A 15,271-nucleotide genomic window follows, 5' to 3' on the forward strand; every position below is an offset into this window, starting at 1 on the left:
TGCACTCACCCCACATTCATCGACATCGTCACCAACAGCGCTGACAGTTCGGCTCGTTCCATCCCAGCAATCAAGGCCAAGAGGAGAAGAATCCTCGCCTTCTGAGGGTTGAGGGTTCCTGCCGGCAACAAGCCAAGCTCATCCTGAAGCGCACAGGGATGGACAGGACCCCTACCGCAACGATTCGCGCGCAACATCAGGGGCAACACACCAGGCCAGGTTTTGATGGCCTCACGTTCCCCTGCAGATAACTGGCCGGCCCCGGTGCCAGTCCAGACCATCCCCTTCACGCCTGCCTGAAAGAGGGACGAAACCAAAGCCAACGAAGGATTCACACAGCCGTAAAGGATGGCCACTTCGGGCCACTGGTCTGGCAATGCAAGCGTGGCGAAAGGAACGGATCGGAACCCGGATGCCACCGGCAGGTGCACTCCGCTGTCATCCACCCAACCCAGGGGGCCCAAATCTGGACTTTGAAACGCACCTACACCTTGTGTTGCCACTTTGGTGACAGCCCTGGCTCCATGGATCTGGCCATCCATCACGACAAGCACCCCATGCCCGCAGGCCTGAGGGCTAGCTGCCACTTGCACGGCTTGAAAAAGATTCAGCGGACCATCAGCACTGAGGGCTGTGGCCGGACGCATCGCTCCCACCAACACCACTGGCCGCGGATCATCAATGAGTAACTCCAACAACCAGGCGGTTTCTTCCAAGGTGTTGGTGCCGTGGGTGATCACGACTCCCGCCAACTCGCAGGACTCGGCAAAAGCCTCACGGATTCGCGTCGCCAGACGCTTCCAATGCTGAAACTGCAAATCAGCACTATCCAAATTGACCAGTTGTTCCACCTGAATCTGGGCCGCTTCTTGCAGCTGCGGCAGCTCCTGAAGGAGCTCCGATCCAGACATCGCCCCCGCGGTGTAGGAGCTGAGAGAGGTGCTGGTGACACCACGGCCGGCGATCGTGCCACCCGTGGCAAGCAGGAGCAAGCTCGGGGGTGGGGTGGGCTGCTCGACCCTCAAAGCTCTGAATCAATCGCTTGATAAGCCTGCCAAAAGCGCTGCATCTGCTCAGTGGTACCAATGCTGATGCGCAGCGAACGATCGATCTGGGGCTTCCCCGCCATCGATCTCACCAAAATCCCTGCCGCCCGCAGCTCGGCTTCAACGATTTCAGACGAACGATTAGGCCAAAGCAACAGATAATTACCACCGGCTACATGGCAGACGGCACGCCGACGCGTCAGTTGAGATACGATCCAGTTACGCGCCCGTAACACTTCCTCAACATAAGCGTCGGTATAGGGCTGATCGTTTAAGGCCGCCATCGCCGCCGTGACGGCCAAACTATTGACGTCATAGGGGCCCGTGACCCTGCCTACTCTGTCGACGACATCGGGATGGCCAAGGGCAAACCCGATCCGCAAGCCGGCAAGACCAGCGGTTTTCGCCAATGACCGGAGCACGAGCAGGTTGGGAACCGCACGAAAATCAATTGACGGCAAGACGCTGTCTCCCGTGAAGGCCTCATACAACTCGTCCACCACCACAAGCGTTTCAGGCGCCGCGGCGGCCAGATCCAACACTTGATCCGCCGGCAAACGCGTTCCTGTGGGGTTGTTGGGATTGCACAACATCAAGATGCGCGGTGTCCGCAACAAGGCCGCTCGTATCGCCTCCATCGGGAACGCAAACCCGGGCATCTCGTGGGGCACAGCTTCAATCGCCATCCCCTGCATGCCCGCGCAGGGGGCGTAGTACCCAAAGGTGGGACTGGTGGTCAGCAGCGTGTCGCCGGCCGCGCCATAGGCATGAATCACGGCATGGATCGCAGCATCCACCCCGTTGAACACCCCAACGTGCGCAGGCGTCAACGCACAGGCCAAGCCTGCCGGGGAAGACTCAAGATTGGCAATCAGGGCTTCGCGAAGGCCGTCGTACTCGGGATAAATCGCGATTTGATCGGCCGGGTAGGCGCGAATCGCCTCCGCGACCCTGGGGCTGGGACCCATCGTGTTTTCGTTGAAGTCGAGCCGCAACAAGTTGCGTCGCCCTTCGAGAGGGGCGCTGTAGGCCTTGAGCTGCTCAACCTCAGGCCGGGCGCGGGGTGCTTTGCGTTGAGGGTGTCCGTTCACAGCAAATCCCACGTCACGAAACGATCAGAACGTGAAAGTGAATTCGAACCACAGCTCCTGAACTGGCCCGGAATGGTGTCACTACATTCGCTCCAACGTGGCAATGCCCAATAATCCCAAACCTGACTTCAGGGTATCGGCGGTGAGACGGCACAACGCCAAACGGGATGGCAGGGACTGGCCCTCAGCCTTGAGCACTGGGACCTGGTCATAAAAACGATTGAACACTTGCGATAACTCGAATAAATAACTGCAGAGGCGATTGGGCAGCAACTCCTCCTCCACCTCGGCGATCACCGCATCGAACTTCAGCAGCTCACGCACCAGGGACCATTCCTGTGGCTCGCTGAACTGCAGCATTCCCGCTTCTGCCTCAAGATCTCCACCCTTGCGCGCAATTCCAGCAATGCGCACCACCGCATACAGCAAATAGGGGGCTGTGTTCCCTTGCAAGGCCAGCATCCGATCGAAGCTGAACTGGTAATTCGTGATCCGGTTTTGACTGAGGTCGGCGTACTTCACCGCCGCGAGCCCCACCGTGCCAGCCACATGCTCAATGAACTGGTCGTCCTCGCTACGCCCCTCCTCCTCCAAGCGCCGGCGTAAATCGGCTTCTGCCCGTTCCACCGCTTCGTCGAGCAGATCCCGCAACCGAACCGTGTCACCCGAACGGGTTTTGAGTTTCTTGCCGTCCTCGCCCTGGACCAGCCCGAAGGGAACATGCTCCAGCCGGCCGTGCTCTGGAATCCAATTCGCCCGTTTCGCCACTTGAAACACACCAGCAAAATGATTGGCCTGACCCGCATCGGTGACGTAAATCACGCGGCGCGCACCATCGCCATCCGGAGCCAGCGCAAAGCGATAGCGAATCGCAGCTAGGTCGGTCGTTGCGTAATTGAAACCACCATCACTTTTCCGAACAATCACAGGCAAGGGCTTGCCATCCTTCCCGTTCACACCCTCAAGGAAGACACACTCCGCACCGTCATCGGTGACGAGCAAATCAGCCTCCTTCAAGCCACTGAGGACTGACGCCAAATACGGGTTGTAAAACGATTCGCCTCGTTCGCTTAGACGAATATCGAGCCGGTCGTAAATCTTCTGAAACTCACGCCGCGACTGATCACAGAGCAATCCCCACGCCTTGAGAGACACCGGATCCCCGCCTTGAAGCTTCACCACCTCCTCTCGAGACGTGGCCTGAAAAGCTTCGTCTTCGTCGAAACGCTTCTTGGCCTCGCGATAAAAGGCCACCAAATCTCCAAGGTCAACCGCATCGGCCCTGTTGAGGGTCTCGGGAGCCACCTGTTTGAGATGGGTGATCAGCATCCCGAACTGAGTTCCCCAATCACCCACATGGTTGAGGCGCAGCACCCGATGACCACGGAACTCGAGCACTCGAGCCAGAGAGTCGCCAATGATCGTGGAGCGCAGATGGCCAACGTGCATCTCCTTGGCGATGTTGGGGCTGGAAAAATCCACAACCACCGCTGCATCGCTCTGCACCTCTGGTACCCCCAGGCGCGGATCACCCAGCCGTGCTGACACTTCAGCCGCTAAGCGCTCTGGCCGGATGGTGAGATTAATGAAACCAGGACCAGCAATCTGGGGTTCCAGACACAGGGCGGCAAAGGCTGGATCAGCCTGAAGCGCCTCCACAATCGCCCCGGCAATAAGGCGTGGAGCCTGCTTGAGAGGCTTGGCCAAGGGCAAGGCGCCATTGGCCTGAAAATCACCAAATTCCGGCTTGTTTGCAGGCGCCAACTGGGGATCCAGCAGAGCATCCACGTCGGGGAAGGCCCGCTGCATCGCCTCACGCAACTGGGTGTCTAAAGCCTGGGCGATGCGCAGCATGGAAAGCAGCGGTGAACGAATTCAGATCCTGATCATCTCCCGGCGCGGTAGTCCCTTCAGGCCCCGACCAACCCAGCAGCAGCTGAGAAGGGAACGCCATGCCGGCAACAGACAGTCCGACTAGTCTCCGGCCTCGTGAAAGGGAAGACGATTGGACCGCAAGATCTTCTACGACTGCATTCGAGATGATCTGTTCAACGGGGTGCTGAGGCAGCAGAACGTGAATGGAATGGAGGCCATCCTGAACTTCTGGGACGCTCCAGCCAACCCACCCACAGGCGCGTTCAAAACCAACTGGGACATCCGCTCAATCGGGTGGCTGGCTTACATGCTCGCCACCACAAAACATGAAACAGCTTCCACGATGCAACCGATTGATGAATACGGAGATACAGCCTATTTCACACAGATGTACGAGAATCGCTCTGACCTTGGCAATACTGAACCTGGTGATGGAGCCAGGTTTCATGGGCGAGGCTTTGTGCAGCTCACAGGCCGAACCAACTACACAAAAATGAGCGGCGTGGTGCAATCAATCTTCCCCGAAGCGCCTGATTTCACTGAACACCCAGATGCGGTTAAAGATGATCGCTATGCGGCAGTGATCATGTTTGACGGCATGTTTTGTGGAGTTTTCACAGGATGGGCTCTGAAGAACTTCATCGGAGATCCACACAAGGGGCAAATCGTGGACTACTTTCACGCCCGCAAAATCATCAACGGCATGGACAAAGCCGATCTGATTGAAAGTTATGCCAAAAAATTCTCCGCCGCACTCGACAAGGCAGGTGCAAGCGCATGATTAAAGCCTTATTTCCAGCAATGTCTTGATTTCTGATGGTGTAAGCGCAATTGGATTATTGCGGTTGCTTGCTGCGCCAACGATTCGATCCAGATCTCCATGGGTGATGCCGTAGTCGCTCAAGCGAGGAATCTTGAGCTCATCCACCCATTGCCCCAGGCAGGCCGTGAGGTGATCCACTGCTGACGTGTTCTGAGTGAGGTGGCAGCCACCAGGCATCAAACGGCCAACACGGGCCATCCGTTCAACCGCAGGATTGTGGGGATCGCGTTGTTTTAGAGCACGCCAATTTTGTTGTTGAGCTGCAGCCATCAACGTTCCGCAAATCACGCCGTGGGGCATCGGGAACCAACCCCCAATCGGCCCCGCCAACCCATGAACAATTCCCAGGCCGGCATTTGCCAATCCGATCCCTGAACAGAGAGAGCCATAGGCCATGTTCAGGCGAACTTGCGGGTCGGCTGATCCCTCTCCACAGGCACGACGCAAATTCGGCACTAAATGTTGAAGCCCGCTCCAGACAATCGCATCACTCAGAGGTGATGCCGTTGGGGAGAAAAAGGGCTCAAGAAGCTGCGTGAAGGCATCCATCCCGCACGCTGCCGTCACATCGACAGCGGCACCGGTCAGGAGAGCCCCGTCCAAGATCACTGCGCTTGGAACAAAGTTGTCATGGCGCAACGACTTTTTGTAGCCATCAGTGCCCACATGGCTCAGCACTGCATTTTTAGACACTTCTCCACCCGTTCCTGATGTGGTGGGTATCGCAAGAAAAGGCAGGGTGATTCCGCTATGAGCCAGACCACGGCCAACCCCCTCCAGGTGATCCAGCACAGAGTTTCCATGGGGAATCATCGCGGCAATCGCTTTGCCGAAATCGATCACGCTGCCGCCGCCGATGCCAATCACAGCATCAATGCCATGGTTAAAAAACTGCTGCGTGGTTCGATCCACCAGCTCTGTACTGGGTTCACCAGCACACACCACATGGTCATGCTTGGCTGCGGCATCAGCGATCAAGCTCGTCACCACGCTCAGCTGCCCCATCTCCTCCAGCGAAGCCCGGCCTGTGACCAGAAGAACAGATTCAGCTTTAAGTGAGCGCAGCCAGGCTGTGATCTCTTTCAGCGTTCCGGTTCCGCAGTGAATCGGTGGGACGCGCGCAAAAGAAAACGAGACCGTCATGGTGCAACGGATTCGTAGGGAACCCCCTTCCGCGGTTCAGCCATCCAATCCGCGACGGTTTCCCTCCACTTGAGGTAATGCGCTGTGCTCTTGTGGGCTGCAGCTGCGGCCTCGGATTCGTACGCCTCGTACAGCAAAAAAAGACTGGAGTCGTCTTTGCTTTGGAGGATGTCAAAGCGTTGATTGCCAGATTCCTGGATGGATTGCTTGTGATTCAGGATGGAGGCCTGACGAAACTCCTCGATCCGTTCGGGTTTCACGCGGACGTGAACGCAGGTGACGTACATCGAAGACCTGTGTAATGGTGACTTCCAATCCAACCATCCAGCGAGCAGGCTTCCTTGCGGCCACACAGGCCTCAGTGAAGTTCAGTTGCCCATTGCATCTCGACCCATTGGATATCAGGGCCTTGGCGCCTGATCATCCACAACGAGAGTTGCTGGAACGAATGCTCAGCTCCAGCCAGCGGCTGCGCGTGAGCGGCGAACTGGCGTGAAGGGGTGATGTGCGCTCGTCAATGGAAGTGAGCGTGAGGCCGGAGGCTGTATTGGAGGAAGCGCTCTGGCGATTGACGGCCGTCGCACAGCGAGGCGGAGATGCTCAGTTTCGAGGAGATGAAAACACTCGAAAACTTTGAGAACAATTCAACAACCACCGAGCAATCCTTAAATATCAACCGTTGAGACTGCAAACAAGAGAAAGTGATCAAGAGGAATCAAGGCACTCTCATAGACAATTACACAGAATCACCATCAGAAGGTGCAGAAAAGAGGGCAGACTTTTGGGCTTGATTTCCCAAGAGATCACAATAATCGGCAAATTCCAATGGCCTGGAGAAATAATATCCCTGGAAGAATTGGTAGCCCATACGGCGAAGGGCATCGAACTGACGGAAATCCTCAACCCCTTCAACAATCGCTTCAGCACCAATCGACGAAGACAGAGCAAGGCTCGCCTTCAAAATAGCAAAAGAGGGAACAGATTCAAGGTTGCTGGAATCAAAAGAATGAAGCTGAGCAACAAAGCTCTGATCCAACTTCAAAGAATAGATCGGCAAAGAAAGAAGACTTGAAAGGCTTGCAAAACCTGTTCCAAAATCGTCGATATGAAGACAGATACCTGCCTCATGAAGGCCATTCAGCCGACGAATAGCAAGGTCGTCTAAGAATCCAGATTCTGTAATCTCTACATGGATAGATTTAGGCGAGACCCGAAAACGTTGCAGATTCACCAACAATGTTTCCACGAGATCATACTGCCGAGAAGAAAGCTGACTGGCCGAAATATTAATTGACAGCGGAGGTATTTTATCAACACCTCTATGGAACGAAGAAAGAGCGCGGCAAGCAGCTTCTATGACCCACTCACCAATTAAATGGATTTGACCAGTTTGCTCAGCAAGTGGAATAAAAACTCCCGGACTGACAGGGCCAAGTCTTGCGCTATCCCAGCGTAATAAAGCCTCAGCACCAACAATCTGCCCTGAGACATTCCATTGTGGCTGGAAAACAAGTCGAAATTCATCATTGACAACAGCTTGACGCAGGCTGAGTTCAAGATTCAATAATTCGGCCGTTCTCGTTGTAATGTCGTCTCCAAAGATGACAATTGGTTCTGATACAGAATTAATTCGCCGTGCCTGATCCAAGGCAGATGCTGCATTGGAAAGGATGGAATCTTCATTGTCTCCATGGTCCGGAAATGAACTGATGCCTGCGTGAAAACCGAGACCATAAAAACCATCAACATGCAATTCCAATAGAGATGGCAAATGCTCGACAAGATGAAGAGCAGCAGAATGCGCAGCCTTGGAATCGCGTCCATTTAAAATAATCAGAAACTCGTCAGAGTCAGGCCTAATTAAATAGTCACCATCCTGAAGCCAATCCTTTAAAACGTCGGCAGTGGCACGTAGAATTTCGTCACCCTTTGCTCGGCCAAGATAAGTATTGAGGCGACCAAAACCCTTCAAATCGAGCCATACAAGAGAAACAGGCAACCCAGTGGAGATAATATCTTTCAAGAGTGCATAGGCACTTTTTAAATTCCCCAAACCAGTAAGCTGATCACACAAGAGACTTGACTGCAGTGAAAGCGATGACTTCTGTTGAACATCGACATTAACCATTAGTCCCTCGCAGATCAGGAGATCTTTCTGGCGAGTAACAGTCATCCTCACCTCGTACCACGACCAACGACCCTCGGGAGAAACACCACGAAATGGCCGGCTAGTGATGTCATTACCAAAACCATCACTTTCCAACAGCCGCTGAGCAACACTAGACATATATTCCCGATCGTCTGGATGTACATCTTGTAAAAATGATTGCAAGAGAAAGAGCGCAGAACCTGACTCCAATATTTCCGGGGACGTAAACTGACAATGAATATAATCATCCGACTTGAAGTATTCCTGCATTGCCTCACCCTCAGGAGACAGAGGGAATCGAAAGAATTCCACACCAGCGCGCCTAAGCAAATCAACCACATCAGAGCGAATCGGAAGACGATCTGTCGAAAGATGATTTTTTGGCCGCTCAGAATAAGTCATTGCAGAAAAATCGGTTTCACTTAATCAGCAGAGCCACGGGGGCGGACAAGCACATCAAATCCCGAAACCATGATTCCATGTTTTACGGGATATCCACGCGCACCAGGGATCCTAAACAACTCATAACGAGAGAGAAGTTCCTGAACAATAGCCGGTATGACTGACATAACAATGTATTTACCAGCACAAACATGATACATATGGCCAAAGTGCAAGTAATCTCTGGGTGGCCTAGTTGGATTGAATTGCCACGGTTGATCCACATATTTTGGATCAAACATCGCAGAAGAATTCCAGGCCATCACCAGAGTATTTGCTGAGACCGATGAGCGGCAAGAAGCACTCACCAACTCAGTTCGCGTCTTGCAGTGACGATAAATCACAGGATCACCTGGGGAAAATCGAAGTGCCTCCAACACAAATCCTTGTAACGGATTCAAAAACGATTGCCCCCCCTCCGTCGCAGACGTAGCAGTGCTTACAGCTTGTTCAAGAATGCGAGGACGAGAGATCAACTCGTCAATGACCTGGCATATCGTATTGATCAAGGGCAGGACTGCTCCAACAAGAAATCCCGTCAGGTTGATCCGAATTGCAAGATCATCCATGCCTGGGGTACCGGACTCTTGGAGCCTGAGGCACCGAGCAAGCACGGTATTGGCAGGCTCTAAGTGTTTACTGGATTGTTGCTTTACAGCAGCGATCTGACGATCAAGATCCTGATTCAGCAAGACTGCAGAAGCCAAGGCAGCCTCACGACTATCGTCACCATTAAGGTCGTAAAAAATATAGTTGAAGAGATGTGAGAACCAAACAAAGTTGAAATCGATCTCGGTTGTTCCGTCGGCATTCTCAGCCTGAAGCGGAAGACGTACACCGAAATATTGTTCAATAAATGATTTAATAACAGGTAGAACAAGATCTTTTGGCAAACTCAAAACCTTCGAGCCATCGAGATCGCGAAGAACATCGACTCGCGATTCGAATGCAAGAAAACTATCAACAGATGCATCGGCAGCAATCCTGCGACATCGATGCACATCATCGCGACGAAAAATTAATCTCATATTAGAAATATCACGGATATAGGTTGGTGATGTGGATTGCATGCCAAGAAGAAAATTTCCAGATGAATGACCGTTCTGCGTGACATCACACATTCTCGGTCCATAAACAACGCGAAAATCCTCGGAACGTTCCAACACTTCTTCCACATCGTGTCGCTTCAAGAGATGAAGTTGTCGCATGACAGGAAACTCATCACCATGACTGTTTTCCTTGATGTTGACGCCTGGAAACCATGCGGGCAGAGTAAAGCGATGTACAAATAGACGCATCATCGATAAGAAAAAATAAACCGTGATGTGCTTATTTTTTATGACCAACAACCGCTGCAGCAGAGAAGGATAAAATGCTGTTTTTCTGTAGTGTTTACTTTCAGTAAGTGGATCCGGGCCAAAAACACCGTTAATGCCTAGTGAGCGAATCCAATCAATAGGGAGCAACAAGACTTCCTTGACAAAACGAGCAAAAATAGAAACCAGGGTAAAGCTCGTATCGGAACGATAGCTGAATTCACGATTGATACGAAAACGGGGATTTACCCAAAACAACTCAGACAGCAAATCGCCTACGAAGCGAAGCACGCGTACAACAAATTCGATCAACTGCAGACTATACAAAAACAGCATGCGCAACGAACGCACGAAAAAATAGAGAAGTACCGCCGCAAACAAAACAAACTCATAATGCGACAACAATGCATCAAGAAAAGGTTCGGTTCGTTGACCAGATAACTCAATCCATTTTCCAACACTCCCCAAAGCGACATCTACAAATGAGGACAGATCCTCTGAGATCGTGAGGAAAAGAATGGTGAAAGATGGCACCAACACGAAAGCAAGAGAGTGAATCGGATAACTAGCCATGAACATCAGAAACGGTTCTCAGCTAACAAGCGGATCGCTGAAAGGCTCGGTACAAAGAAATAAGCTCCACCTCTACACACAACTGGCTGTGGTGAAGTTCTGGCAACAAAAGGAAGCGAGCATGAACCATCTGGCCGTTCAGACGAGATCATCACTTTTGTACTATTCCTGTCACTCACATCAGAAGGATGGAGTGCTCCAGCGATAGGACAGATGTCATTACCTAAATTGAAATCAGATCCATAGTTCAACCACTGCTGCTGCATAAACTCAAACTGTCTTGCAAGATCTGCACAAATAGCGACAAAAAAAGTACCTCGTTCTGAATCAGCTGGAGTGGATTGATCATGATCAATGGGATTCTCGTGCTTCAGCTCCGAAGGTGGTCCATAGGTCATACCACGCCTTAATATCCGTCGTCGATTCACAAGCAGAGAGCTTGCTTGAGATGTTTCTGACGGATCAGAATCATTGCGCACTGAAGGATCACCACTATCTCGAGGATTACTCCGACGTATATGTGAGGCAAATGGGCACCTTCTGCCTTTTGTATCATCAGACTCAAAGGTAAAGCGAGTAAATTTAGTTTTGAATTGTTTCCAAGCTTCTTTTGCAGCAGGTCCACCCTTTCTAGCCTCGCCTGCCAATGTCAGAAGACGTTCTCGAAAGCTCAGCCATAGTTCATACGTTGGAGCATGCACTAAAGGCGTGCCATCATCCCAACGCCCAACAAGTTTCGCACGAAGAATTTTTAACGCTTTGGTGAATTGATAAGTAGTGGAAGGCTGCTTAGAAGATGTAGAGCATTCAACCTGATCAAGCCAATGCTCCATCAATGGAGTCTGATTCAGCAAGGCGTTATGAAACGCGGTGACATTCTGCTCTAATTTACGAACAGCCATGAATGTTCCATTTCTGCTGAAGGTATAGGGCATTGGATGGCACGTGGTTTCCTGAGCTTCATTGGGATAACCCAAGAGGAATTCTCCTGGGGCGATTGGTCTCCACTGACCACAAGAAAGATGACCTTGCCCTTGTGCCATCTCAGCTTGAAAAGAAGCTGGGTATTGACCATTAAAAACAGGATCTCCAATTCCATCAAAGAATCCAAAGTGTTCATATTCGCTATATCGCAAATCTGTAAGATCTGCTGATGATGCAACATGCCGGCGCTTCTTTTGGTTATCTAAATCAGCTAAATACTGATCTTCACTGATGCCGGCAATTGCAAGATCCTGGAGTCGCGAGTGGCACAATGATTCACACTCAAGCCATTTCGATTCAGGATCAGCACTGGAGTGTCCTGTCAAAGCAACCAAACTGTGCCGTTCAGCCTGTTCCAGTAAGTGCCTGGACACTTGATCCAGATTTTCAATCATCATGGATCGGGCTAACTTAAAAGTCTCTTGAGAGTGATAATCAGACTTCGAGAAGGAATCACCACTACGCAGACAGACCTCTTTCAAACAAGAATTAAATGCAACACGCAAGCTGATCATTATATGAGTAATTTTATCGTGCTCACTATCTTTCCAGGCGTTATTCCAATCGAGTCGATTATCATTCAACATTTCAGCTCTTTCCCACATTCCATCTAAGAAAGCATCTGGGAATTGACGAAGCACTGAATTGGGAACTCCTAGAGCATTAAGGCCAGATGCAGTAAAAGCAATATTAAGCAGAACCTCTGGAATATCCTTTCTCAGCTGATCCGCAGGAATCTGCATTTGATCAGATCGCTTTGACGGGAAAAATTGAGCTGTCGTGATTTGAGGCTGAATCCAACTCAGAAATTTTCGAGCTTCGTCTTGATCACGAACATTAAAAATGAAGTGACGTGCAACAGGGTAGGAAGATCGACCATAGGGGAGCAAGATATTTCCCTGGATATCAAGACGATCAAAAATTAGTGTCATGGCGTTAACGGATAGAAAAATATTTGCCAGGTTGCAAGGAAGGGGAGTGAATATCGGAAGGCTTGTGGTCGTCTAAAAAACTTGAAAAGCGCTGGCGAATTCTGCCCTTATCAAACCGATCGCTTTCCTGCCAATCGCCATACATTTCAAGAAGCTTTCCTTGAAGATACAATGATTTTGCAATTGACTTTAAATCAACACCATCAATTTGAGGCAGAGGCATATTTGCACTCTTGATAAAATAACGCCATGCAAACATAAATAAAACCAAGGATGCGACAGAGAGCCCGCCAAAACCTATGAGCCACCATTGATTCAATGCTTGGTAAACATCACTCAGATTCACTTGCGATAATGCTGTGTCATATAAAAGATTCAAGAACAAACTTCCTAAACAAATAGCCAGCATGAGAAGAGCCATAACAACTAAAATGAAGGGCAAAATTCCTATAATGATCAGAGCCCATCGATTTTTAAATTCAGAAGGTGATACTTGATCTGTTGATGGGTTCCAACGTTGCACTTTGTCGGCAACCCAAAAGTAGGCAGAAAATGGATATGTCGTCTCAACTTCATGAGACAGGAGCAATCGCTCTACCGTGTGATAAGCATGCCAATACTGAGGATATGACTCCAAAGTCTTCTGATTTTGAGGAGGAGATGGAAGAGAAAATCCCTCACAATGATGAAAAATTTTAGTCAACTCATAGCTCGCGTAGGGCCATAACTCAGATAAATAGTCTTGGACACACGACGTCGAACTGGGATGACAATCGAAATCAATAGCTATTAGGAGATAGGGCGACTCAAGTTTGTCGATTCTGTCTTTTTTTGAGAGAAGATCCTTATTTCCAAGCAAAACCCTAAAAAAATCAATCAGGGAGTCATTCCTGCGGCGACCATTGTAGAAGAGCTGATCAACAACAACGAATCTGGCAAAATGTGTACAGCGCGTATGATCAAATAAATGCAACTTATACAATTCTGACAGCTGAGGATCAATATTTTTCAGGAACGAATCAGATAGTTGATTCAAATAGGCTTTAAGGTGATGAGCATACGATTGAGTACCATCACACGGGCCAGAAACATTCTCTTGGCATGGCAAACTAGTATATAGACCAGACTTGATCGGCAACAATGCCGTCAACTGATAAAACCCTGCCTCATGGCTCGGCATATTAAAGACTCTCCGTTGAAAATTGAGTTAGAGAGTTGTCGAGTGAGTGCGGAGGTGGCTTACCGGTGGAAGGGAAATGATTGGCCAAATTCGCCATGACAGACTGAAAGTGTTGAAAAAACAAATCATCCTTCGTTGCATCAGTCTTATCTTGATCTGTATTAATGTCAGACAGCTGCTCCTCTAAATAATTAATTGCCTTGCGTACTCTCAAGGCACTAGCAACATCTCGCAGCGAATATCCCGGAAGGGCGTTGTAATAGTAAGAACACTCTATTGAATTGTCGTCGATGTAAGATTTGAATGGGCTGCTTGGGATCGACTTTGGATAGCCAATACTGCGATACCACATGGTGTCCATCCCCAATGAGATCACATCCGAAAACTCATCCAAATAGACATCCCAGGTCCCATTGAAATTTGAGGCAAACAAAAGGTACGAATAACGCGTTTTAAACTTTTCGGAGCACCCGGGCCATCGATCCTTCGGCAAAATCACCCATCTTGCAAAATGGATCATTTGAAGATTCACCAGCGGGAAAAACTGAGCAGGAAGGGATCGATATAAAGCAAACAAAAAACGGTTAATCCAAGAACACCACAGCGGGGTAACGACCGTCAAGGCAGATGATTTACCAACGATGTCGCCTAATGGCATGCCAACAAGCAAGAGTCCTTAAATGGAATTTAAGGAACACCGAGAAAAACACAACATTTGCTCATTAAAACTACAAGATTAATATTTGCTGAGAATAGACTTAAAACCTGGTGAAGCACATATAGCAAATCAGTCGACGTACTGTTAAGACGTAGTTTTATCAACATTGCAGAGGACCTTGCCTCAATAGACAATCAAGTTTTTGAATGCATTTACAGTCCTAAATTGACTAGCGACAAGGATGATGCGATCTCTGTGCTGGGAAGGCGAATGTCCGTTCCAAGTAACGAATAGATGCCATGGAGCACGATTTACATCTTTGTGCTCTTATTGATTTCTGGCTATCAGGCCCGTGATCCATGACTAAGATTTGGACGTCCAAGCCTACGTAGCATGCACCACAAAAAATTCTGAATCTGCTCGGAGGTCGTTGCCGGAAACCTCCAATCAATCGTTCAATTGTTCAGAAAGCATTCAAATGAAAGTTATTCACCTAGCGATCGCCACCAATGAAATAGAAAAAAGTGTAAGAGATTACACAGAAAGGCTGGGCGTAGAGCAAAGCATTGTTGTTCCAGATGAATATGCATTATGGAGAACAGAGCAAATCAATTTATCAATAAGGCAAGACGCTAGCTGCAATCCAGGCGAGCTAAGGCATCTTGGCTTTGAAGATTCAAATGCAAAAGCTTTTACAGCATCAAAGGATGTTAACGGGATTCTTTGGGAGTCATTTAACGCAGAGCAACAAGCAGAAGAGATAAATAAAGCCTGGCCAAACGCAAACTATCAGCCAAGCGAAGCTGGTTAAATATTATTTCTTGCCCATGCGACCGGCGAGTAGCGTATAAGTTGCCAAGAATCTCAAATTAAACAAACGCATGCATAGGGACTAATTTCTGATAGAAAAACTAACGACTGGATCGATATCACTTGAACAATTTGCACCCGGCTGAGATGTCAAAGCATTGATTGCCAGGTTTCTGTATGGATTCCTCTTGATTGAGGATGGAGGTCTGAGGAAACTCCCCAATCCGTTCGGATTTCAAGTGGACGTGAA

At 49.7% G+C, this 15,271-nt stretch carries 13 protein-coding genes; 3 read left to right on the forward strand and 10 right to left on the reverse strand.

Features of this window, described 5'->3' with window-relative positions:
* Positions 1-5: 5 nt before the first annotated feature.
* From SYNC_RS12245 to argS, 3 genes are all read right to left on the reverse strand, one after another.
* The gene (locus SYNC_RS12245; protein WP_237699225.1) at positions 6-992 is read right to left on the reverse strand and encodes an asparaginase; all 987 of its coding nucleotides are present in this window, start codon (positions 990-992) and stop codon (positions 6-8) included.
* A 29-nt stretch (positions 993-1,021) separates the two neighbouring features.
* Positions 1,022-2,149 (reverse strand): histidinol-phosphate transaminase, encoded by a 1,128-nt coding sequence (locus SYNC_RS12250; protein WP_011620558.1) that lies wholly within the window; start codon positions 2,147-2,149, stop codon positions 1,022-1,024.
* Between the two features lie 69 nt (positions 2,150-2,218).
* Positions 2,219-3,991, reverse strand: coding sequence for an arginine--tRNA ligase (argS, locus tag SYNC_RS12255; RefSeq protein WP_011620559.1), 1,773 nt, complete (start codon positions 3,989-3,991; stop codon positions 2,219-2,221).
* Between the two features lie 328 nt (positions 3,992-4,319).
* On the opposite strand from argS, the gene SYNC_RS12260 reads away from it, so the two are divergent.
* The gene (locus SYNC_RS12260; protein WP_237699226.1) at positions 4,320-4,793 is read left to right on the forward strand and encodes a hypothetical protein; all 474 of its coding nucleotides are present in this window, start codon (positions 4,320-4,322) and stop codon (positions 4,791-4,793) included.
* Here the strand turns inward: SYNC_RS12260 and SYNC_RS12265 are convergent, their stop codons facing one another.
* Together SYNC_RS12265 and SYNC_RS12270 are read right to left on the reverse strand one after the other, a co-directional pair.
* A complete protein-coding gene (locus SYNC_RS12265) occupies positions 4,794-5,978 on the reverse strand; it encodes an iron-containing alcohol dehydrogenase (RefSeq protein ID WP_011620561.1) in 1,185 nt (394 codons plus the stop codon).
* Positions 5,975-6,265 (reverse strand): antibiotic biosynthesis monooxygenase, encoded by a 291-nt coding sequence (locus SYNC_RS12270; RefSeq protein WP_041426761.1) that lies wholly within the window; start codon positions 6,263-6,265, stop codon positions 5,975-5,977. The genes SYNC_RS12265 and SYNC_RS12270 overlap by 4 nt, the downstream gene beginning before the upstream one ends.
* 14 nt (positions 6,266-6,279) lie before the next feature.
* On the opposite strand from SYNC_RS12270, the gene SYNC_RS12275 reads away from it, so the two are divergent.
* A complete protein-coding gene (locus tag SYNC_RS12275; RefSeq protein WP_041426762.1) occupies positions 6,280-6,474 on the forward strand; it encodes a hypothetical protein in 195 nt (64 codons plus the stop codon).
* 240 nt (positions 6,475-6,714) lie between these two features.
* On the opposite strand, the gene SYNC_RS12280 is transcribed toward SYNC_RS12275, so the two are convergent.
* Genes SYNC_RS12280 through SYNC_RS12305 form a run of 5 tightly spaced genes read right to left on the reverse strand, consistent with a single transcriptional unit; the run spans position 6,715 to position 14,223 of the window.
* The gene (locus SYNC_RS12280; protein ID WP_041426763.1) at positions 6,715-8,529 is read right to left on the reverse strand and encodes a bifunctional diguanylate cyclase/phosphodiesterase; all 1,815 of its coding nucleotides are present in this window, start codon (positions 8,527-8,529) and stop codon (positions 6,715-6,717) included.
* A 20-nt stretch (positions 8,530-8,549) separates the two neighbouring features.
* Positions 8,550-10,457 (reverse strand): cytochrome P450, encoded by a 1,908-nt coding sequence (locus SYNC_RS12285; protein WP_167897233.1) that lies wholly within the window; start codon positions 10,455-10,457, stop codon positions 8,550-8,552.
* 5 nt (positions 10,458-10,462) lie between these two features.
* On the reverse strand, positions 10,463-12,373 hold the full coding sequence (locus tag SYNC_RS13595) for a peroxidase (RefSeq protein WP_011620565.1): 1,911 nt from the start codon (positions 12,371-12,373) through the stop codon (positions 10,463-10,465).
* Between the two features lie 4 nt (positions 12,374-12,377).
* A complete protein-coding gene (locus SYNC_RS14435; RefSeq protein ID WP_011620566.1) occupies positions 12,378-13,553 on the reverse strand; it encodes a hypothetical protein in 1,176 nt (391 codons plus the stop codon).
* A 1-nt stretch (position 13,554) separates the two neighbouring features.
* Positions 13,555-14,223 (reverse strand): hypothetical protein, encoded by a 669-nt coding sequence (locus tag SYNC_RS12305; RefSeq protein WP_237699227.1) that lies wholly within the window; start codon positions 14,221-14,223, stop codon positions 13,555-13,557.
* A gap of 418 nt (positions 14,224-14,641) precedes the next feature.
* On the opposite strand from SYNC_RS12305, the gene SYNC_RS12310 reads away from it, so the two are divergent.
* A complete protein-coding gene (locus SYNC_RS12310) occupies positions 14,642-15,022 on the forward strand; it encodes a hypothetical protein (protein ID WP_237699228.1) in 381 nt (126 codons plus the stop codon).
* Positions 15,023-15,271: the final 249 nt, after the last annotated feature.

The organism is Synechococcus sp. CC9311 (genome assembly GCF_000014585.1).
In the GTDB taxonomy this organism is placed as follows: domain Bacteria; phylum Cyanobacteriota; class Cyanobacteriia; order PCC-6307; family Cyanobiaceae; genus Synechococcus_C.

Coding starts and splice junctions, on each gene's coding strand:
- SYNC_RS14435 (WP_011620566.1), bottom strand. CDS start 13,553: ATGCCGAGCCATGAGGCAGGGTTTTATCAGTTGACGGCATTGTTGCCG.
- argS (WP_011620559.1), bottom strand. CDS start 3,991: ATGCTGCGCATCGCCCAGGCTTTAGACACCCAGTTGCGTGAGGCGATG.
- SYNC_RS12265 (WP_011620561.1), bottom strand. CDS start 5,978: ATGACGGTCTCGTTTTCTTTTGCGCGCGTCCCACCGATTCACTGCGGA.
- SYNC_RS12260 (WP_237699226.1), top strand. CDS start 4,320: ATGCTCGCCACCACAAAACATGAAACAGCTTCCACGATGCAACCGATT.
- SYNC_RS13595 (WP_011620565.1), bottom strand. CDS start 12,373: ATGACACTAATTTTTGATCGTCTTGATATCCAGGGAAATATCTTGCTC.
- SYNC_RS12285 (WP_167897233.1), bottom strand. CDS start 10,457: ATGGCTAGTTATCCGATTCACTCTCTTGCTTTCGTGTTGGTGCCATCT.
- SYNC_RS12270 (WP_041426761.1), bottom strand. CDS start 6,265: ATGTACGTCACCTGCGTTCACGTCCGCGTGAAACCCGAACGGATCGAG.
- SYNC_RS12275 (WP_041426762.1), top strand. CDS start 6,280: ATGGTGACTTCCAATCCAACCATCCAGCGAGCAGGCTTCCTTGCGGCC.
- SYNC_RS12280 (WP_041426763.1), bottom strand. CDS start 8,529: ATGACTTATTCTGAGCGGCCAAAAAATCATCTTTCGACAGATCGTCTT.